This window comes from Bdellovibrio bacteriovorus str. Tiberius, assembly GCF_000317895.1.
Lineage (GTDB): Bacteria > Bdellovibrionota > Bdellovibrionia > Bdellovibrionales > Bdellovibrionaceae > Bdellovibrio > Bdellovibrio bacteriovorus_F.
Map to the genome: position 1 here is coordinate 157677 of NC_019567.1, position 21093 is coordinate 178769.

General features: G+C 49.5%; 20 protein-coding genes. 11 read left to right on the forward strand and 9 right to left on the reverse strand.

Going from position 1 to position 21093, the window contains the following annotated elements:
* Positions 1-3: 3 nt before the first annotated feature.
* The 3 genes from BDT_RS00785 (at position 4) to BDT_RS00795 (ending at position 3124) form a co-directional block, all read left to right on the forward strand.
* Positions 4-1119 (forward strand): murein hydrolase activator EnvC family protein, encoded by a 1116-nt coding sequence (locus BDT_RS00785; RefSeq protein WP_015089354.1) that lies wholly within the window; start codon positions 4-6, stop codon positions 1117-1119.
* Positions 1120-1123: 4 nt separating this feature from the next.
* A complete protein-coding gene (locus BDT_RS00790) occupies positions 1124-2500 on the forward strand; it encodes a S41 family peptidase (RefSeq protein WP_015089355.1) in 1377 nt (458 codons plus the stop codon).
* Positions 2501-2563: 63 nt separating this feature from the next.
* Positions 2564-3124: a hypothetical protein gene (locus BDT_RS00795; protein WP_015089356.1), complete on the forward strand. Its 561-nt coding sequence runs from the start codon at positions 2564-2566 to the stop codon at positions 3122-3124.
* A 60-nt stretch (positions 3125-3184) separates the two neighbouring features.
* Here the strand turns inward: BDT_RS00795 and BDT_RS00800 are convergent, their stop codons facing one another.
* Together BDT_RS00800 and BDT_RS00805 are read right to left on the reverse strand one after the other, a co-directional pair.
* Positions 3185-3886 carry a hypothetical protein gene (locus BDT_RS00800; protein WP_015089357.1) on the reverse strand — a complete coding sequence of 234 codons (702 nt, stop codon included), beginning with the start codon at positions 3884-3886 and terminating at the stop codon, positions 3185-3187.
* A gap of 126 nt (positions 3887-4012) precedes the next feature.
* The gene (locus tag BDT_RS00805) at positions 4013-6778 is read right to left on the reverse strand and encodes a hypothetical protein (protein WP_015089358.1); all 2766 of its coding nucleotides are present in this window, start codon (positions 6776-6778) and stop codon (positions 4013-4015) included.
* Between the two features lie 181 nt (positions 6779-6959).
* Between BDT_RS00805 and BDT_RS00810 the strand changes: the two genes are divergently transcribed.
* Positions 6960-7310, forward strand: coding sequence for a thioredoxin family protein (locus BDT_RS00810; protein WP_015089359.1), 351 nt, complete (start codon positions 6960-6962; stop codon positions 7308-7310).
* Positions 7297-7755 (forward strand): DUF4430 domain-containing protein, encoded by a 459-nt coding sequence (locus BDT_RS00815; RefSeq protein ID WP_015089360.1) that lies wholly within the window; start codon positions 7297-7299, stop codon positions 7753-7755. Before BDT_RS00810 ends, BDT_RS00815 begins: the two co-directional genes overlap by 14 nt.
* Before the next feature lie 94 nt (positions 7756-7849).
* Here the strand turns inward: BDT_RS00815 and BDT_RS00820 are convergent, their stop codons facing one another.
* From BDT_RS00820 to BDT_RS00850, 7 genes are read right to left on the reverse strand one after another with little or no spacing between them, the layout of a single operon-like run.
* Entirely contained in the window at positions 7850-8485 is a 636-nt protein-coding gene (locus tag BDT_RS00820; protein WP_011162785.1) for a peptidylprolyl isomerase, read from the reverse strand.
* Between the two features lie 35 nt (positions 8486-8520).
* Positions 8521-10821 carry a glutamine-synthetase adenylyltransferase gene (locus BDT_RS00825; protein ID WP_015089362.1) on the reverse strand — a complete coding sequence of 767 codons (2301 nt, stop codon included), beginning with the start codon at positions 10819-10821 and terminating at the stop codon, positions 8521-8523.
* Positions 10814-12199, reverse strand: coding sequence for a PD40 domain-containing protein (locus BDT_RS00830; RefSeq protein ID WP_015089363.1), 1386 nt, complete (start codon positions 12197-12199; stop codon positions 10814-10816). The genes BDT_RS00825 and BDT_RS00830 overlap by 8 nt, the downstream gene beginning before the upstream one ends.
* 13 nt (positions 12200-12212) lie before the next feature.
* Complete coding sequence (locus BDT_RS00835; protein ID WP_015089364.1) at positions 12213-13073, reverse strand: TonB family protein; 861 nt, start codon at positions 13071-13073, stop codon at positions 12213-12215.
* 8 nt (positions 13074-13081) lie between these two features.
* Positions 13082-13498, reverse strand: coding sequence for an ExbD/TolR family protein (locus BDT_RS00840; RefSeq protein WP_015089365.1), 417 nt, complete (start codon positions 13496-13498; stop codon positions 13082-13084).
* Between the two features lie 2 nt (positions 13499-13500).
* Complete coding sequence (gene tolQ / locus BDT_RS00845) at positions 13501-14238, reverse strand: protein TolQ (RefSeq protein ID WP_015089366.1); 738 nt, start codon at positions 14236-14238, stop codon at positions 13501-13503.
* Positions 14239-14298: 60 nt separating this feature from the next.
* Positions 14299-15165: a hypothetical protein gene (locus tag BDT_RS00850; protein WP_235046212.1), complete on the reverse strand. Its 867-nt coding sequence runs from the start codon at positions 15163-15165 to the stop codon at positions 14299-14301.
* A gap of 196 nt (positions 15166-15361) precedes the next feature.
* On the opposite strand from BDT_RS00850, the gene BDT_RS00855 reads away from it, so the two are divergent.
* Genes BDT_RS00855 through BDT_RS00880 form a run of 6 tightly spaced genes read left to right on the forward strand, consistent with a single transcriptional unit; the run spans position 15362 to position 21091 of the window.
* Complete coding sequence (locus BDT_RS00855) at positions 15362-15817, forward strand: RrF2 family transcriptional regulator (protein WP_015089368.1); 456 nt, start codon at positions 15362-15364, stop codon at positions 15815-15817.
* Positions 15810-17267 (forward strand): Fe-S cluster assembly protein SufB, encoded by a 1458-nt coding sequence (gene sufB, locus BDT_RS00860; protein ID WP_015089369.1) that lies wholly within the window; start codon positions 15810-15812, stop codon positions 17265-17267. Before BDT_RS00855 ends, sufB begins: the two co-directional genes overlap by 8 nt.
* 4 nt (positions 17268-17271) lie before the next feature.
* Positions 17272-18030, forward strand: coding sequence for a Fe-S cluster assembly ATPase SufC (sufC, locus tag BDT_RS00865; RefSeq protein WP_041578198.1), 759 nt, complete (start codon positions 17272-17274; stop codon positions 18028-18030).
* Positions 18031-18039: 9 nt separating this feature from the next.
* Complete coding sequence (gene sufD / locus BDT_RS00870; RefSeq protein ID WP_015089371.1) at positions 18040-19299, forward strand: Fe-S cluster assembly protein SufD; 1260 nt, start codon at positions 18040-18042, stop codon at positions 19297-19299.
* 5 nt (positions 19300-19304) lie between these two features.
* Positions 19305-20534 carry an aminotransferase class V-fold PLP-dependent enzyme gene (locus tag BDT_RS00875; protein WP_015089372.1) on the forward strand — a complete coding sequence of 410 codons (1230 nt, stop codon included), beginning with the start codon at positions 19305-19307 and terminating at the stop codon, positions 20532-20534.
* The gene (locus tag BDT_RS00880) at positions 20531-21091 is read left to right on the forward strand and encodes a NifU family protein (protein WP_011162797.1); all 561 of its coding nucleotides are present in this window, start codon (positions 20531-20533) and stop codon (positions 21089-21091) included. Before BDT_RS00875 ends, BDT_RS00880 begins: the two co-directional genes overlap by 4 nt.
* Positions 21092-21093: the final 2 nt, after the last annotated feature.

Below are 21093 nucleotides of genomic sequence, written 5' to 3' on the forward strand. Positions count from 1 at the left end.
TCGTTGAAGCTTGCACAGATTCTTCTGGCATTGGTGTTTTCATTGTCGTTGGGGGCGAAAGCCGCAAATCCCAGCGATGTGGACAGTCTTGCCAAGGACTTTGAAGCGACGAAAAAGAAGCTGGAAGACGCAGAACTGAAGCAACGTCAGGTCCTGTCGGCCCTTTATCAGTTGAATAAGAAAATCAAAAAAATCGTGACTGAAAAAGGGGAGATGTCCCAGCAGCGCGCTTTCCTGGAAGTGAATATCCGAAACCTCACGCAAAAAGTGGAGGACCTGGACCAGAAGTCCCGTCAGCAGAGAACCCTTTTGGCGGAACGTCTGCGTGCCATGTACAAGCTGGGCGGGCCCTCGATTGCGCGCTTTCTTTTTTCGTCCAGCAGTTCGGCCTCGTTGGAAAGAAATTTGAAGATTCTGGGTGTGGTGGCGGCTCGTGATCTGGAGCTGATTAAAAACTATTCCCGGGACCTTAAGGATCTTGAAACCAAACGCAAGACCCTGGCGCAGCGCCTGGATAACATGAAGTCGGTTGAACAGAAGATCGCCTCTCAGGAAAAGGCCCTGCGTAAAGAACAGGACCTTAAAGGCAAGCTTCTGGACGGGATCCGCAAGAACAAACTCTTTGCCATCAATAAGATCAATGGCCTTCGCGAAAAGTCCCTGCAATTCAATCTTGATGATGCCGGATTGTTTGATCTGCTCTTTAAACCGTCGTTTGCCGACCAAAAAGGTGAGCTTTCTGCACCTCTGGAAGGTGTGATCACCCGCAAATTTGGACTTATGAAAGGTCAGGATCACCCCTATACTTTAACTCACAAGGGAATCTTCATTTCGGCGGCCAAGGGTAGCAATATTAAAGCCGTGTTTGAAGGCAAGGTTTCCTATGTTGGAACGCTTCCGGGCTTTGGAACAACTCTGATTGTGGATCATGGAGATCATTACTACAGCGTCTATTCCCATGCACAAGAAGTGAAAGTGAACACCGGTGATGAAGTCACGGGTTCTCAGGTGCTGGCTCAAGTGGGTGAAGCCCCGCAAGACGGCAGTTCCGGACTGTATTTTGAAATTAGACATTTTTCCGAACCCTACGACCCGCAACAGTGGATGAAAGGACTCTAACACTATGCAATCACTCAAACGCTACTGGAAAACCTATATTCTGGGCGGCGCCCTTCTGCTGGTTTTGTTCATCATGGCAGAAACAGGTTTCCAGGTAAGAGCCTTTGCCCAGGAAAGGTATGCGGATCTGCAGAACTTCAGTAAGGTTCTTAACCTGATTCAACAGTACTACGTTGAAGAAGTGAACACCAAGAAGCTGGTGTACGGGGCGATCAAGGGGATGTTGCGCGAACTTGATCCGCACACGAACTTTATGCCACCTGAGATGTTCAAGGATTTTGAAACTGAAACCAGTGGTGAGTTCGGCGGTTTGGGTATTGAGATCTCAATTCAAAATGGCATTCTGACAATCATTTCTCCGATTGAGGATGCGCCGGCCTGGGAAGCGGGTATCAAGGCTGGGGATAAAGTTGTGGCTATCGATGGAACAACCACGAAAGGCATGAGCCTTGCCGAAGCGTCCGTGATGATGCGCGGAAAAAAAGGCAGCAAGATTGTTTTGCGTGTGGTTCGTGATAACGAAGACAAACCTCGTGATATCACCGTGGTTCGTGGCAGCGTGAAAATCAAATCAGTGAAATACACGGATTTGGGTGACGGTTTTGCTTACGTGCGTATCACAAGCTTCATCGAAAACACCTCCAAAGATCTGCAAAAGGTTGTTGAAACTCATATCAAGAACAACAAAAACATGTCCGGTCTGTTGATCGATATGCGCAGAAATCCGGGTGGTTTGCTGGATCAGGCAATCAAGGTCAGCGATATGTTCCTGAAACAAGGCACAATCGTGTCCACCATCGGTCGTAACAAAAACGAAAAAGAAGTGGCCACGGCTTCTAAAAAGGGTCAGTACACCAACTTCCCGATCGTGATTCTGGTGAATGAATACACGGCAAGTGCCAGCGAGATTGTGTCCGGAGCTTTGCAAGATAACAAACGTGCTTTGATCGTAGGTCAAAGAACATTCGGTAAGGGCTCTGTGCAGTCAGTGATCAAATTGGGTGATGGCAGCGGTCTGAAATTGACTGTGGCTCGTTACTACACGCCGAACGGTGTTTCAATCCAGGCAGAAGGTATTCATCCTGACATTGAAATCGAAGACGTGGATCCGGATGCGTTCTCTAAAGCGATTGTGAAATCTGTCACAACTCGTGAGGGCGATATCGCAGGTCACTTGAAAGGTGATCGTGAAAAAGCCGCCGAGAAACTTGATGTGAAAGAGGGCGCGGAAGAAGGCGCACTGGCTTGGTGGAAAGACGTGGGATCAAAAAAAGATGAAAAGCTGTCGCCGCGCGATAAGCTGTTCAAAGCTGATTACCAAGCATATCAAGCATTTAGCTACCTCAAAGCATGGGATACATTGAAGGCTTTGACGCGCTAGTTATTGATTAAGAATTTTAGAGGCCCTACTCTAGCCGCACATCCAAGGCAGAGGGGGCCTTTCATGTTAAAGCTTGTTATTTTCATCACAGCGCTGTGTTCTTTGGCTCACGCCCAGAACGCCGGCTTCGAAAAAGGGAATTCCCTCACAGTCACTCCAATTCAAGGACAAGTTCGTGTTATCTGCGGCGGTTTTAACGGCAACGGAACTGCATTGTATTCTTGTCGTGATATCGTGATGAAGCCAGGTGCCTACGATCATTTCGTGGGGCCACGTGATGCCCGAGTCACTAAGGTGGAGCTGACAGCTTTCCATCAGGATGGATCCAATCGTTCTAAGGCTGAAGACTATCAAGGGGCTCGCGGTATCAGTGCAGATGCTTTCAATCTGTGGATTTCCACCTTGTTCCAAAAGCCATTGCTTGAACTGGGCACGAATAACGTGAACTATCGTTTGACCAGCGGTAGCACCGTTTATGCGGAAGGTTCTTTCCAGGCGGTGGTTACGAAAACAGCCATGCGTGAATGCCCGATGGCCACTTACCAGTCCACCGATGTGAACGACTGCAATTCCCAGTATTCCATCTGCCAGCGCTACTTCAAAGAATTCAACAACTGCCAGTAAAAATAAAAAAGCCGGCGTCATTGCTGACCCGGCTTTTCGGAGTAGAGATTTTTTTAAGTCTTACACGCACTCTTTAAGCTTTTTCACAACTTCCATTGCTTTGGCTTTATCAACGCCTTTTACTTCCATGATCGCATCTACGAATGCTTCTTCGGAAGTGCCGCGTTTGCCGGATTCAACGATCTGGTCGTGGCGCTCGATGATCTGAGTGTAAGAGTCACGCTCTGCTTTAGAGAATCTGGTCAAGATCGCCTCTGGCAAAGTTTCCAGTTTGGACAATGCCGCTGTAGTTTCAGTCAACTCAGCTGCGTTCAGGTCTTTTGCTGTTTTACGAGCGCCCGTCAAAGAAGAGTTCGCCATCAGTTTCGCAGAAGCGGTGGCTGCTGCATCGATGGACTGACCTTCGTTAGCGTCGTTTTTGCTGATCTCAGCCGCCATCTTTTTAGCTGCAACGATCGTTGCCAGACTGTCCAGACGTTGTGCGGACTTGGATGGATCTGCTTTCAGAGCCATGGAAAGAGCATTGTTCTTACCAGAAGGAAGCGCCAGCTCATTGATGATATTGTCCTGAGCGACTTTCAGTTTCTGGGCATCCAAACCTTTAGAGGTCATGCCTTTACCGAAAGCGGCTGCTTTAACCTGCTTGGTGTATTCCACCAAAGCTTCACGCGCTGGTTTTGCACCAGGGGCTGCGTGGACCGTCAAAGACAGGGACATAGTTGTCACCAGGGCTGCCATACCGAACACAAATGCTTTTTTCATACTCTCTCTCCTTAGTACTTGTTAATTTTTTAAACAAGGCACTCCAATTTTTGGGACTCTCCAATCCCAGAAGCACCTTGCTTAGTTTAATCGTTTCAATAATCTATATATCAAAGGCCGTACCAACTATTGCTTGCCCGGCATCGCCATACCACGCATCTGAGCGATCTTGGCCTGAATCTCATTTTGGAACTGACCTTGTTCCGCATTGACACGTTTGATGTTGCGGATCTTGTCCCAGCTCACAGCATTCGCCATAGAGCCGTACATCATCACTTCCTGCGCCAGGGACTGAAGCTGCTCCAGCGCCTGAACCGCGATATCGCGTTGTTGTTGGTTCAAAGTCACCACCGCACCCTCAGTCGCGTCACCCACACCCAGCAGGGTGGATACGCCCGCCAAGGCTGTCTGAACTTTGGTCACTTGTTCTTCCAGCTGATAGTTTTCCAGAGGGGACTGAATCACTTCACGGCCCTCGATGGTTTTAACTTCAATTTTCTTCAGCAAATTGTTCAGAGCAAAGAACTCGCCCTCAACAGCCTTCAAAGCCGCGTGAGTAGGAGCGTTCTTCAGCAGACTTTCAAACTTCAGATCAAACTTCGCAGAAGGCTGAAGCATTTCCTGCAACAAAGACAGGTACACACGCTCTTCCTGGAAGACAGCATTGATGATCCCGTTTGCCATCGGGCCGCGGTTGAAGCTGCTTCTTTCGTTATTGTACATTTTACGAACCATCTTCACGACGATTTCGTCATAGCTCTTGGAGAATTCACCAAAGGCCTTTTGCATCTGGGATTCTGTTTTAGCTGTCCACCAAGCCGGGAATGCAGACTCTTCTTTAGAGCCAACCGCATTGTCACGGGCTTCGTGAACCAGGTATTCAACAAAGCCTGTATATTTTTTGCCGCTGGCTGCGCGCACTGGCCAGTTGTAGATTCTTTCAACCGGGGCATCAGCTTTGATACCGAAGCACGGATCAAATTCATCATTCTGATTTGCCAAAGTCGGCGGCAGGAACACCGACGGGAAGCCCGTGTGCGCGCCAGCAATCTTTGGAGTTTTCACAACTTTGCCGTTAGCTTCCACATCCGGACCACAGATCATCTGCATAACCAGGAAGTCCGTGATCTTCGGAGTTTTAAACAAACCCACCTGACGGTAGTAGCTAGTCCCTTGCATGGCTTCTGCCGTGCTTGGAGCTTTTTCGTAAGCCTGACCGAAGCCGCGGCCCACTTCCAGGGATGGATCCGGAGAACCCATATAGCTGCGGATCTCGTTCATCACGTGGAAATAGTTCTGAGAGCTGGAAACATTCTGAGCGGCAATGCGCATGTTGTTGTTCAGCTCCAGTAAACCTTTGCCGATCTGATCGCGGTCACCTGTTGAAAGTTTCGCGATGATACCGTTCAGAGCTTTCTTTTCTGCAGGGTACAGATACTTGGTCTTGTTGGACTTCATCAAAGCTTCGGCCTTGATTGCCGCTTCAGCCACGGTGTCCAGCTGCATGCCTTCGATAAACTGTGGGTGAGTCAGGTAAAGATCCTCACGGCCTTCAGCCATATCCAGCGGAGTCACACCATTCAGCGGAGCCGTGCGCAGCAGTGGCTGCACCTGGGATTCGTTGAATCTTGCGTTGCGGATTTCATTCACGAAATCGTTATAGAAAGAATAGCTGCTGTTAAACATGCTAGTCAGGCTCTTCAAAGCTTCAGACCAGTTGTGGTGAGCTTCATAGACTTCCGCCATGTTGATCATGCGCCAGTCCATCATCTTTTGATGGAAGTGCTTCATTTCATGTTTCAAGTTGTCAGTGGAGCCGTTCCACTTCGCGGTTTTCAGGGTGTTCACGTGGTTCACCATGTCGCGGTTCATGTCGTGGAAATCTGCACCATCAAACAAGTTCTTCCAGGCGAACGTCACATGACGGTTGAACCACATGTCCAAAGCCACGAACGCCGAGATCTGAAGGCCTTTAACAATCAAAAGGCGCAGACCTTTAACCTGCATCGTGCCTGGAGTCAGCCAGACCGCGATATCAACACCCGTTACACGCAAAACCACTTTCGTCAGAAGAGCCTGACCCAGAGCCGCAGCACCGGAAGAAATCAACATGGACGCGATACCCGGAGCGTACTCCCAGATTTTCTTGTGGATAACAAGGTACTCGTAAGCTTTGCCGCACGGGTCTTCCTCAACACCGGCAGCAGTGTCCTTCTGGGAAACTTTTCCGCCCATCATGACTTTCGCACACGCTTTCACGTTAGGATCAGAAGCGACAGAAGACAGATAAGTTTGCAGGAAGGCACCCACCGTCATGCCCAGATACGGGATCATGTGGTGGAATTTTGGATTCTTGATGTAAGTGGAAAGCAGGTTTGAAGTCAGGCCCTGGGAATACATGAAAGTGAAGAAACCAAACACACCCATAGGTGAAAGCTGGTGCTGGATATGCTGTTGCATTGCCACAGGATTTTGCGAATAGTTCGTGATCAACTGGCCGGCCACAACCGCACCCATCGCCACGAAAAACATGGCAGATTCCGTTGGTAGGTTTCTGACGGTGTGGGACAGGGATGCTTTGGAAGCATTTTTAATGCGAACCATTTCATCCAGCATCATCTTGTTGATGGATTTTGGAGAAAACTTGCGAAGTTGTTTTTCCTCACCAAATGGAATTTCCATCGCCAGCTTTTTTGTTGTTTTATCAAAGACCTGAGCTTTCTTGGATTCCTTGTCGACATAAAGGGTGTAACCCATTGGCTCCAGGAAATCGCGGTACTGGGCAAGTTGAGCTTTCTCTTTCTCAGTCCAATTGGCTGCGGCCTGGGCCACAGGGGCCAGGATCATGTTAACAGCGGCAATGGCAGTCAGAATCTTAGAGAACCATTTCATAGCTTCACCTCAGTCTCTGAATGTATAGAAGCAAGCTTTGGGCCCCTCAAAAGCGATTAAATGGCACGGGACTTGTCTCATACCGCGACGAGGCCGCAAACGGGCACTGGGGTGTCTAAATCTTGTGATTGTCTCATTCTGGGATTTGGGATAAGCCTAGCGCCACAAAACAGGAGGCCCCATGGCTGTCGTAGAAATCACCAAGAACAACATTCAAGAGATCGTTGAAAGCAACAACATGATCATTCTGGATTTCTGGGCAACCTGGTGTGCACCTTGCCGTCGTTTTGCTCCGATCTTTGAATCCGTGGCGGCGAAACATCCGGATGTGATCTTCGGAAAGATCGACACTGAAGCGGAAGTCGAGCTGGCGGATAAATTCCAGATCAAATCCATTCCCACTTTGATGATCATCAAGGAAAGCGACATCATCTTCAGTCAGCCAGGAGCTTTGCCAGAAGAAATCTTTGAGCAGATCGTGACAAAGGCCAAAGAAATCGACATGGAAGAGGTTCGTCGTGAAAACTCTTAAGCCCCTGTTGCCACTGCTGCTGGTGCTGGCAGCTTCCAAGTCCCAGGCTGTGTCCTGGAGAATCTTTGGTGCCTGCAAAAACACTCCGGTGCACGAGGGCACTTATCAGGCGGACCTGACTAAATCAGTAGGGGCTCTCAGTCTTGAGATTTTTGATGCGAACAAGATCCCGTACGTGGGATCTGCGGAAGGTATTAATTCCATCATTAACAGCCCGATCGGTTTGGACAGCATTGAAGTGGTGTCGGACACTGAACTGCGTGCCTACGGCTGGTGTTACACCGTGAACGGCAAGCAGCCGACGGAAATGCCGGACAAGATCCAGTTCAAATCCCAGGATGACAAGCTGACATGGTTCTATGCGTACTCCACCAATAAGAATAATGAGTGGACCGACTATTGTTCCCCAGCCTACTGGATCGCAGCCGACCAATTCTGCAAATAGGAAAAGGTACCTGCTTACTTTTTCCGAAGCGTCGCACAAAAAAAAGCCCGGTGTTTCCACCGGGCTTTTTAGTATTTAAATTGGAAATTCGAAATTACTTCTGGATCGTTACGTGTTTGATCACGATAGGTTCAACCGGGCGATCCATAGCTCCTGTTTTGGAGTTTTCGATGGATTTAACCACGTCCATACCTTCAACAACTTCACCGAACACCGTGTGACGGCCGTCCAACCAAGGAGTTGGAACAGTTGTTACGAAGAACTGGGAACCATTTGTGTTAGGACCCGCGTTCGCCATGGAAAGGATGCCTGGTTTGTCGTGTTTCGGAGCGCCAGCTGGGAACTCATCTTCGAAGCGGAAGCCCGGGCCGCCAGTTCCAGTTCCAAGTGGGCAACCACCCTGAATCATGAAATCTTTGATCACGCGGTGGAAAGTCAGACCATCATAGAATGGCTTTTTAACTTTCTCGCCAGTTTTAGGATCAGTCCATTCTTTGGTGCCTTCGATCAGGCCCACGATGTTTTCTACTGTTTTAGGCGCTTTATCTGCGAAAAGCTTTACTTTGAAAGTGCCTTTGGATGTTTCAAATACTGCGATCATGTCTTTTCCCTTCTTCGTAGCCTTTGCTTTGGATTCTGTCTTTGCATCTGCGCGGAAGCTGAAAGCTGCCAATAGGAATGCAAAAAGGTAGATCCAAAATACCTTCTTAACATCGATATTCTTCGACATTGCGGTCTCCTGACTTTTGTCCAACCCCTTCACTATTAGTGAGGCAGCCGTCGAGGGTCAAGTTCCTTCAAAAGTGCAACGTTGGCCTGAAGTAGGCCTAAGACTTCATTTAGAAGCTCTGATGGAGGCAGATGAAGCGCCAAGGCAAGCGCATGAAACGACTCATGATTTGGGCTCAGTTCGGCGAGCGATTCTGACGCAACAAGTTGAAGCATCTGTTCAATCTGGCGCAGTCGGTCATAGTTTTGGAGCAAAACGCCGGATTTCTCCTCTAAAGCGCTGATCAAATCAGCGGTTCCAGTTGAGGAGGGTTTGAGTTTCTTCTTCAAAACTGCGGTCTGCGCGGCCAGTTCCACGTCCACCAGGCCGCCTTCGCTGTACTTCAAATTGGGGTGGGCTCCCTCAACCTGCAACTGAGTGCGGATGCGCTCAAGCTCATCAAGCTCAACGGAAGAAAGGCCCAGATCCAAAAAGCCCAGATTGCCGTGAATGCTTTCGCCAATCCAACGGGCCTTCAGATAAGCCTGACGTTCCCAGGCTGAACTTTGAGTTTGCAGATAATCTTCCAGATCCTTTTGCACAATAACCAAGGGCCCGGCTTTTCCCGACGGGCGCAGGCGCATGTCGATGGAATAAATATTTCCACCGCGATGACTTTCAGTCAGGCGGGTGATGAAACGTTTGGCGAGCTTATAGTCAACTTCACCCGGTTCGTCCGGTACGACGAAGATAAAATCCAGGTCTGAGCGGAAGCCCATTTCGCGGCCGCCCCATTTGCCCAAAGCCAGAATGCGCAGTTGGGAGGGGTATTCCCTCTTTAAAGCTTCAAGCAAAGTGGTCGCGACGGAATCGGCGGTGGAAGTCAGATTCGCCGTCAGTTGCTGAAGGTTTTTATCCTCCAGGTACTCGCTTCCGTTGATGACCTCAGAAAGAAGCTTCTTTTCAGCCAGTTCTTCCAGCAGGGTGCCCAGATCTTCCGAGTGTTTGTCCTGAGCGCGGTACACGAAGCTGTCCAGCAGTTCTGGGCGGTTGCACAGAATGCGTGAAAGATACGGCGAATGACCAAACAGCCAGGCCAGTTCCTGCAGCAGTTCTTTTTCGCGCAAAAGCAGTGCAAAGAAACTGGCTTTGGCCCGCGTGCTGCCGATGAAATCTTTTAACAGCAACAAACCCCGGCGAATGTCGCCTTTTTGTTCCTGCAAGGTTTCAAGAAAAGCCGCCAGGAAAGCTTTGCGGGAAAGCTCGTCGCGGCCCTTGTTGCGGGAAAGAACTTCCTGCCCCAGGATCTCCTGCCAGAGTTCCTGCAGATCCTGATCCGGCAATCCGGTGCGTTTGAGCTCTTCTTCCAGTGAAATTTCTTTCGGGGCTTCCCCCAACAGACTTTTCACGATCGAATCACAGCGAAGCATGTCGAACTTTAAGTCAGGCAAGGCCTGCATCACAAATTCAGGATGGGATTCAGTCAACACCAGCAAGTGAGTCTGTTCATCGTTCAGCGCCTGAACATAGTTTTCAAGCCGACGCAGATTCCAATAGTGCTGGCGCAGGAACTTGGCTTCTTCCGACGGCAGAAGCTCTTTCATTTCCAGCAGCAGCAGGGCGTCGGTGGTTCCACGCACCTGCAAGGTCAGATCGCGGCCACCGTGAATGACCTGAAGGGCGTGGGTGAAAAGCTCGACATCGCGGATGCCCCCGATGCCCAGCTTTAAATCCACAACCTGATCCTGCGAGCGTTCCCAGTAATGCACCTGAATTTTAGAGCGCAGAGTTTTTAGGTCCTCCAGCAAAGTAAAATCCAGATGCTTGCGGAAAGAAAACTTCTGCGCAAACGCCAGAACTTCCTTTTGCACATCTTCGTCGCCCGCAATGGGGCGCAGGCGAACAAAGGCCAGGCGTTCCCAGGTTTCGCCATAGTTGCCATAATAGTCTTTGAATTGATCCAGGGTTGGAATCAGCGGCCCTTGTTTGCCGCCGGGGCGCAGGTCAAAATCCACACGGAAAACAAAGCCCGCCGCAGTTCGTTCAGTCAAAATCTTTTGAAACTTGCGCAAAGACGACAAACCTTGTGCAGAGTCCTCCTGGCTGACCAAAAGAACATCGACATCGGAACTTAGATTCAGTTCGGATGATCCCAGTTTTCCCAGGGCGAAAAGCGCGATTTTTTGACTGGAAAAGCAGTGATCAAAAGCATGGCGTAAAAGAAGATCCGCGGCCCCACTCCATTGCTGGCAGATTTGATCGGGGGCCATAGAGTCGGTCTTGGCGGCTTCGGCGTAGCGAGACCAGATCTCGCTGCGCTCCTGCCTTAACTGATCCTCGATGGATAAGTTAGTCAATGTTGTTGGACCATTTTGGCTTGTAGTAATTGTTGTTGTCGTTGGTCACGCGACGTTCTTCAGTGCCGTCCACGGTGGAAATATAGATCTGATTTTTCCCTGTGCGGTTGGAAGTGTACATCACAAATCTGCCGTCCGGAGAGAACGAAGGGTCTTCGTTACTTGCCATGCGGCCATTTGGTTTTTTCGCGGAAGTCAGACGGATCATTCCAGTGCCATCTGCGTTCATCACAAAGATATCAAAGTTGTTGTCGCTCTGGCCGGCAAAGGCGATTTTTTTACCATCCGGTGACCAGGACGGGGACGAGTTAAACACACCCGCAAAGGTGATGCGCTTCACATTATTCCCGGCAGCATCCGCAGTGTAAATCATTGGACGACCCGCGCGGTCTGAAGAGAAGCTCAGCAGCCCCTGTGGGGACACTGTCGGTTCAACGTTCAATGCTCCGGCAGGTCCATTGGTGATTTTACCAACCAAAGTTCCATCCAGTCCCATTTTATAGATGTCCGGGCTGTTGCCCTGGGAAATGGTCAGATAGATGTGTTTTCCGTCAGCCGAGAAAGAAGCCCCCGAATTGATACCCTGGCGGTAAGAGATCAAAGATCTTTTCCCCGTCGTCAGATCCAAAAGCAGCATATCGGCGTTTCTGAACTTCGCACCCACACGTTTCACATAAGAAGTGTAAGCGATCTTTTTGCCGTCCGGGGACCACGCCGGAGAAATCGAGATACTGCGGTGACTGGAAACTTGTTCCATGTTCGCGCCATCCCAGTCCATCGTGAAGATCTCTTTGCTCTGGCCGCTGCCTTTGTCGCTGGAGGCAACCACGCGGGAAAGGAACGGACCTTCAACGCCGGTCAGGGCTTTCATGACGTCGTTGGCGAAAGTGTGCGCAATACGACGGGCACTGCTGGTGGGGCCTTTATATTTTTTGCCCAGAACCAAAGCGGCGCGGGGAACGTGATAGGTGTAAGTTTCCAAAGTCACTTCATTGCCTACGACCGAATAGCCGGCGCGGATCAGGAAGTCAGCGCCAATCGAAGACCAGCTTTGGAATTTGAATCCATTTGGCAGGCCCGGAGCCGGCATTAAGCCGGTTTTGGAAGTGTCCTCCAGGAAGGCACTTTGGTTGATGAACTGGAAATAGGAAGAAACGGTCAAATCATTGGTGATCGTATTAAAGATCTCAACCCCGACACTTTGATTGCGAGACGCCGTCGAAGGGGAGCCTGTGTATTGCAGCGGCGGGAAAGCCATCAGACTTTTTTTCGTGCGCGCTTCGCCCAGTTTGATATAGATGCCGTTATTATTTTGGGCATGGGAGAAAAGAGGGAATAGGCCGATAGTCAGAACAAGGGCCAGTATCTGTTTCATCATGATGTCCTCCTAATTATTCCGGGAATCCGATCAGGATTCCGTCCACAGAGAATACGGCAATCAATTTTTCCGGCGGAGCCGGGAATGGTGCCGAACGGTCAATGGTTGCTAATACTTCTTCATCGTAGCTGGGATTGCCACTGGATTTAACAATTTTTCTGCCCAGAATATTGCCGCGCGAATCCACGAACACGCGCACTTGCGCTTTGTAATCGCGTTTCGCCAGCCATTCCGGGATTGTCCAATTTTGTTTGATGTGACGATCCAGATCAGAAATGTAGTTGTCGTTCTGAAGCTTGGCAATTCCAGTCAAAGACGTGCCAGGCGACAGGACGTTTCCTCTTACCGGTGCACTTCCGGTGGCGGCCTTGCCCGTTCCGGCGGCGGCTGCGGCTTTTTTCTTATCTTCCGCCACGTCCTCTTTGATTTTTTCCAAGGCAGCCATGGCTTTGAGTTTGTCCAAAGCGTTCTGCTGCTGGGATTTCACCTTTTCCAGATTGATGCCCTCTTCCTTGGCTTTCGCCGGAGGAAGTTTCACGGGCTCTGGTTTTGGCGGGGTTTTCTTTTCCACCACTTTTTCCGGAGCTTTTTCAGGAGGCTTTTCTTTTACTGGTTCCTTGGCAACTTCCTTGTCAGGAAGGGCCGGTTTGGGATTTTCTTTTGCCGGGGGGGCCAGATCCTTGGGTTCAACCTTGTCCGGCAGGCCCACCATATCCACACGCACCGCTTGCGAGAAATCAATTGGTTCCGGATCAAAGAAGACCGTCTTCAAAGTAAAGATCGAAACAATAAGCGCGTGCAGGGCAAAGGAGATCCCTATGCCGCGGGTTACTTGCTCATCATTCTGCTGATCTTTTTCCTCTAAATAGTTCACTGGTCAGGTCATTGATCTTTCGGCTGTGTGATCAAGCCGATGTTAAAGATGCCAGCGGCACGCACTTCGGCCATAGCTTCCGCGACGAAGCCATAGTCCACTTTGCGGTCTGCCTGAATGTACACCTGTTTATTTTTTTTGGTCTCGAAGATCGCTTTCAGTTTCGGGCGCAGTTCATTCATGGCGATCTTTTGTTTGGCGATGGTCATTCTTTGATCCGCATTGATCACCAGTACAAAAGGCTCTTCATTAACTTCAACACCGGAAGAAGAGGTCTTGGGCAGATCCACTTCAATCCCCTGTTGCATCAAAGGAGTCGTCACCATGAACATGATCAGCAATACCAGCATCACGTCCACCAAAGGCGTGATGTTGATTTCGCTTAATGTCGCCCGGCTTTTTCCGCCGCCGCCACTCATTCCCATGATTAGTTCCCTTGGAAGAAGTTACGTTTAACGATATTCAGGAAGTCCGCGCCGAAGTTGTTCAGCACGATCTCCTGCTTGCGGATTTTAGAGATAAAGTTGTTGTACAAAACAACCGCTGGAATCGCTGTCGCCAGACCGATGGCGGTGGCAATCAGGGCTTCCGAGATACCCGGCGCTACAACCGCCAGGCTCGCTGTTCCAGTCTGACCTATTTTGTGGAAGGAACCCATGATCCCCCAAACCGTACCGAATAGACCGATGAAAGGACCGGTGGAACCTGTCGTTGCCAGAACCGTCAGGCGGGATTCAAGTTTAGAGATCTCGCTTTCAGTGGCTTTGCGCAGAACACGCTCAAGGTTGTCGATCCCGGAAAGGATCGGTTTGTCGCCTTCGGTTTTGGAAAGCAGCGGGGATTCAGAGATCTTTTTCATCTCCAGATACACGGCTTTAAAAACGCGTGCGACGGAAGAGTCTTTATATTGGTCGATGTCTTCAAACAACGTGTCCAGGGAATTCACTTTCCAGAATTTGGACAGGAACAGTTCATCGGACTGTCGCATGTTTTTGAAAGTGACATATTTGGAGTAACCAATAGCCCAGCAGAAAACGGACATCACGATCAGCATCAACAAAGTCAGCTGAACAATGGGACTTGCTTGAGCGATAGCATCAATGGAGCTGGTGTTCACTGATACAGAGGGTGCAGCCTGGGCCGCGTTGACAAAAATAGGGGACATATCTAGACCTCCGTTAAGGTACGTCTTAAAACGATATGCCCAAATGCATTTTGGATCAACCTATTGAGCAGGACCTTGGTTTAGAAGACGGAGCAATTCTGGCAAATTCGTCGTGATAAGGCCTTCTGCCTTATAGCGAGTTGCATCAGCAAGCTGAGCTTCATTCTCGATAGGTCCCAGGAAGATTCTTTTATTGCGACGACGCATATCTGTGATGATCTCGTCGTTGAACGCCGGACGCTTCATCAACTTAAATGGAGCGATGAAGACATCACCTTTAAATTGAGTCGACGGCAGAATCCACAACGAATCAAAGCTGAGTAATCTCATAATATCCGGATGGCTGGTGCCGTACACCCATTCAGGTTTCAGCTCTTTGATGGTCGTCATCACGATCAAAGCGTCGCTTTGAATCAGCGTGCGCTTGTTGGGTTTGAAGCCGTCAATGGCGTTGACCACCGTGGAATGCACGTCGTGCACGTTATCCACGACATTCAGAACAAAACGCGTTTCCGGGAACTGTTCGTAGTATTCTTTCAGGGCCGGAGTCGTCTTATAGAATTCGTTGATCTGTTCCCACGGATATTCAGAAAGTTTTCCGCCGGTCATGATCTTCGCCGTTGGGTTGGCTTTTTGTTCAGCCGCCTTCATGTCGATGAATTCGCGGTCGCGGTTGGCCGGCAAAATGAACGGCACTTTATCTTGGGAAATGCGCACGTCCGCCCAGATCACCGCATCTGGTTTCAGTTTCAGGGTTTCTTGAACCTGTTCCAGGGTGTCGGCTTTGACAATCACGATCGGAGCGGGGCCAGAAAAGAAGGCGTGTTCATAGATCGGGAAGGATTGCCCCAGACCCCATATACGGGCCATAAGCAGTAGAATGCCAAGGATAAGGAAGCTGACAGCGGTAATGAAAAGGATTCTCATAGGCCTTTCGTATAGCATCCTAAGACTTTGAAATCAGCACATTTTTTCAAAACTAAAGGAAAGATTCCTGTCACAATCTTAAATACGTTAAAATTAGGCGTATTTCACCTTGTTTTTCAATTGGCTTTCTATTAGATAGAAGTCGACGCCGTGTCCGCAGAGGACCCTCTGAGGGTGCCGGTGAAGGGAACCTTACATGAATAAAATCAATCGCAAGCTTGAATATGCTCTGATGGCTCTGAAACATATGAGCCAAAAGATCCCCGGAGAGCTCACAACCGCCAAAGAAGTGTCGGATTCTTTCCATACACCTTTTGATGCAACTGCTCGTGTGATGCAGCAAATGGCCCAAAAGGGTGGAATTTTGCGCGCCGAATACGGAGCCAATGGCGGATATCAAATCACCAAAGACCTTGCGAAGGTTTCCATACACGACCTTGTTGAGGTGATTGAAGGACCAACCGCGTTGGTGAAATGCCTGCACAAGGAAGCGCCTTGTGAAATTCAAGGCACCTGCAACATCGTGTCTCCTATTACAACTTTGAACGACAGACTTACAGACTTCTACAAAAGCCTGAGTCTGAAAGAACTATTGGTGGAAAGAGTGGCAATGCCAGCGAAGAAATCCTCTGAGGCGGTGGCCCATGGATAACAACAAATCCTCCAGCAATCCGCTGGAAAGTTACGAATACAAATACGGTTTCACCACCGACATTGAAACAGATCAGGTTCAGCTGGGTCTGAACGAAGACATCATTCGTCTGATCTCGGCTAAAAAGAATGAACCGGAATGGATGCTTGAATACCGTCTGAAGGCGTTCCGCCACTGGCTGACAATGGTTGAGCCTGAGTGGGCGCATGTGTCTTATCCAAAAATCGACTTCCAGGCGATCCGCTATTATTCCGCGCCGAAAAAAGCGACGGATGAAGCTGCCAAACCAAAATCTTTGGACGATCTGGATCCGGAACTGATCAAGACTTTTGAAAAACTGGGTATTCCGCTGACCGAACAAAAGCGCATCTCTGGCATTGCTGTGGATGTGGTTTTTGACTCTGTATCGGTGGGTACCACTCACACGGAAGTGCTGGATAAGGCCGGTGTGATCTTCTGTTCTATTTCTGAGGCGATTCACAAGCATCCGGATCTTGTTAAGAAGTATCTGGGCTCTGTTGTGCCTCACACGGACAACTATTATGCCGCTTTGAATGCGGCCGTCTTTACTGACGGATCTTTCTGTTACATCCCGAAAGGCGTTCGTTGTCCGATTGATCTTTCCACTTACTTCCGTATCAACGCCAAAGACACCGGTCAGTTTGAAAGAACTTTGCTGGTATGTGATGACGGTGGTTATGTGAATTACCTTGAGGGCTGTACCGCTCCTCAGCGTGACGAAAACCAGCTGCACGCGGCGGTGGTTGAGCTTGTGGCCATGGACAATGCCGAGATCAAGTACTCGACAGTTCAGAACTGGTACACGGGCGACAAAGAAGGCCGTGGCGGTATTTATAACTTTGTGACCAAGCGTGGAAAAGCTCTTGGGAAGTATTCCAAGATCTCCTGGACACAAGTGGAATCCGGTTCTGCGATCACTTGGAAATATCCTTCCTGTATTCTGCAGGGTGAAGGCTCTGAAGGGGCTTTCTATTCTGTGGCACTGACTCACGACATGATGCAGGCGGATACCGGCACGAAGATGATCCACATTGGTAAAAACACCAAGAGCACGATCATTTCCAAAGGTATTTCCACGGACAAGTCCTCTAATGCTTACCGTGGTCAGGTGAAAATCCTGCCTTCGGCGGAAAATGCGCGCAATTATTCCCAGTGTGATTCCATGCTGGTGGGCGATCAAAGCAGTGCGCACACTTATCCTTATATTGAAGTAAAAAACAAAACTGCGACGATTGAACACGAAGCAACGACTTCACGTATCAGTGAAGATCAGATCTTCTATTTGCAGTCCCGCGGTCTGGATATGGAAAAAACAATTTCGATGCTGGTCAACGGCTTCTGTAAAGAGGTCTTTAAAGAGCTTCCTCTGGAATTCTCTGTCGAAGCCGTAAAACTTATCGAAATGAAATTAGAAAATAGTGTTGGATAAAAATATGAATTTACTAGAGATAAAAAACCTACATGCAAGAGTTGAAGAAAAAGAAATCCTGAAGGGTCTGAACCTGACAGTGAAGCCGGGTGAAGTTCATGCCATCATGGGCCCGAACGGTTCCGGTAAATCCACACTGTCCAAAGTGCTTGCCGGTCACCCGGCGTATGAAGTCACTTCCGGTGAAGTGAAATACGAAGTGAACTTCAACATGACCAACTTGCTGGATCTGGAGCCGGATCAAAGAGCCAAAGAAGGCATCTTCCTGGCATTCCAGTATCCGATTGAAGTTCCGGGCGTTTCCAACTTCACGTTCCTGCACACGGCTTTCAACTCTGTATTGCAGCACCAGGGTTCGGAACCAATGCTGGAAGGCGAGTTCCGTGAATTCCTTTATCAGAAAATGAAACTGGTCAGCATGAAGCCTGAGTATCTGGATCGTCCCGTGAACACAGGCTTCTCTGGTGGTGAGAAAAAGAAAAATGAAATTCTGCAGATGGCGGTTTTGTCCCCGCGTCTGGCGCTTTTGGATGAAACAGATTCCGGCCTGGATATCGATGCTTTGCGTGTCGTTTCTGAGGGTGTGAACAAGCTTCGTCGTAAAGACAACGCGATCATTCTGGTAACTCACTATCAGCGTCTGTTGGATTATATCAAGCCCGACTTTGTTCACGTCTTGGCGAACGGCAAGATCATTGAGACTGGCGACAGCTCATTGGCGCTGAAGCTGGAAGAAAAAGGTTACGACTGGCTGACGGTATAGGAAGTGACTATGAACCTGTTAACGAGCTATGAAAAATTCAGTCAATCCAACCCTGCCGAAGGCGCTTTGTCCGCTTTCCGCAAGGCAGGGTATGACTATGCTCTGAATAAAGGTCTTCCGACCCGCAAGGATGAAGACTGGCACTATACCAGCGTGAAGACTTTGAACGAAGGCACGTTCCTGCCAAGCGCAGTGAATCCGCTTGAACCAAGCCATGACACTTTGGTTGAAATCAAAAAATATCTGAACCCGGAATTTGCGAACATCGTTTTCTTCAACGGCGTTTTGAACAAAACCCTGTCGGCAGAACTGCCTGCGGGCGTGACTTTGAAGGATGTTTCCCAGTATCCGGTGCAGTTTGATGACACCTTTGATGCTTTGAACGGCGCTTATATGGCAAAACCGTTTGTGGTGACTGTTGCCAAAGAAACGTCTGTGGAAAAACCTGTGAATTTCGTCTTCTTCACGTCTGTTGAAGGGGGCCCGTCACTGATGGTTCATCCTCGTCTTAGTTTTGAAATCGGTGCGCGCTCTTACGTGCGTGTGCTGGAAAGCCATTACGGTAAAGCTGGCACGACTTATTTTGCGAACTCTGTCAGTGATGTGCATGTGGGCGAAAGTGCCAAGTTTGTGTACGTGCGTGTTCAGGCAGAAAGCGAAAGCGCAGTGAATATCGGCCGTACGCGCATGGTGATTGAAAAAGACGCCAACGTGGAAAGCCTGGCTTTTGCGACGGGCGCAAGTTTGTCCCGTCATTCTTTGGATGTGATACTGAACGGTCCTGGTTCCAATACTGAAATTCTGGGTGTGTACGCGGTTCGCGGCAACCAGCACTTGGATAACACGTCCTTGATCAACCACAAGGTTGGCGAGTGCAATACCAATCAGCTTTACAAAGGTATTCTGGACGGGGAATCCCGTGCCGTGTTCTGCGGAACTGTTCGCATCGAAAAGGGTGCGCAGAAAGCCAACTCGGCTCAGTTGAATAACAATCTTCTTTTGAGCGGCAAAGCGGAAGCTGACAGCAAACCTTGTCTGCAGATTTACGCTGACGATGTGAAAGCGGCGCACGGATCCACAGTGGGTCAGTTAAACCGTGAAGAGCTGTTCTATCTGCAGTCTCGCGCAATTCCGAAAGAGAAAGCCATCCCGATGCTGAGCTACGGGTATCTTTCTGAAGTGATTTATAAAATTTCCGACGAGAACATCCAGAAATGGTTGTCTCGCCATCTGGACGAGGCGTTCAGCAGCCTTGCCCTGAATCGGTAAGTGTTATGAGCAATCTAGACGACATATTTGCCTCTGCAAGATCCCAGTTTCCAGCCCTGACTCAGTTGGTTCATGGCAAGAAACTGGTTTATCTGGACAGTGGTGCGACAACTTTGAAGCCGCAGTCGGTGGTCGACCGTATTGCGCATTTTTATTCTTATGAAACCTCCAATGTTCATCGTGGCGCGCACTATCTGGGTGACGTGGCGACAGGGCATTTCGAAGCGGCTCGCCAGAAGGTGGCCGAATTCCTGGGCGCACGTCAGTCCGAGGAAATCATCTTTGTTCGCGGAACCACCGAGGGTGTGAATCTGGTGGCGAATTCCTGGGGTCTTTCAAATTTGAAGGCCGGGGATGAAATTCTGATCACCGTGATGGAGCATCACGGAAACATCGTGCCTTGGCAGATGGTCGCAGAAAAAGTCGGCGCGAAAGTCGTGGCGGCGGATATTCTGGACAACGGTGAGCTGGATCTTGAAGACTTCAAAAAGAAATTGAACTCTCGCACGAAGATGGTGGCGTTCACCGCGTCTTCGAATGTTCTGGGCACCAATACGGACATGAAGCTTTTGACCAAGCTTGCTCATGAAGTGGGTGCGAAGGTTCTGGTGGACGGGGCGCAGATCGTGTCTCAGCTGCCGGTGAATGTTTCTGATATTGATTGCGACTTTTTTGTCTTTTCTGCACACAAAATTTTCGGCCCGTTTGGTTTTGGCGCCGTGTACGGAAAAAAAGAGACCCTGGATCAGATGCCCCCTTATCAGGGTGGCGGCAGCATGATTTCCAAAGTGACGATTGAAAAAACCACGTTCAACGATGTGCCGACTCGCTTTGAGGCCGGAACTCCGCACGTGGAAGGCGCGGTGGGATTGCATGCGGCCCTGACGTTCGTTGAGAACATCGGTCTGGATAAGATTCATAAATATGAAATGGATCTTTTGAACTATGCGACTGGAAAGCTTCTGGAGATCCCGGACGTGAAAATCTACGGAACCTCCCAGAACAAAGGGGCGATCTTGTCCTTTAATCTGAAAGGCGCTCACCACTCGGACATTGGTCAGATTCTGGATCAAGAGGGTGTGGCAGTCAGAGCCGGACACCATTGTACGCAGCCGCTGATGGCGCGTCTGGGAGTTCCCGGCACCGTCAGAGCCTCCCTTTCAGTGTATAATAATCGTGAAGATATTGATTCTATGGTTAAAGCCGTGGTGAAAGCCCGGGAGATGTTGTTATGAGCACCCAAGATGTACTGATTCGTATTCAGGCAACTCCAAACCCTAACGCGTGGAAATTCGTGTTGGATCGCGCTGTTTTGAATGACGGCAAGGCGACCTATGCTGATGCTAAGGAAGCTGAACAGAGCATTCTGGCGTCTTCATTGTTCCAGGTGGAGGGTGTTCGTCAGGTTCACTTCTTCCAGAACGTGATCACGATCACTCACAACTTCGATGCAGATCCCGAAGAAATTCAGCGCAACGTCTGTTCGGTGATTCAAACCCGCATGCCGGCACATAATCCGGCCGTGACTCAGATGGATGAAAAGAAGCTTCGTCGCGCCAGTCTTCCTCCCGAGGTCCAGCAGATCGAAGAGATTCTGGACCAAACGGTCCGTCCCGGTTTGCAGGGTGACGGCGGGGATCTGGATGTGGTGAAATATGAAGATAACAAGCTATATGTCTTCTATCAGGGAGCTTGTGGAACCTGCCCGAGTGCCACTTCAGGAACACTGATGGCCATCGAGGGAATTTTGCGGGATCAATTCAATCCGACAATTGAAGTTATCCCGATGTGAGG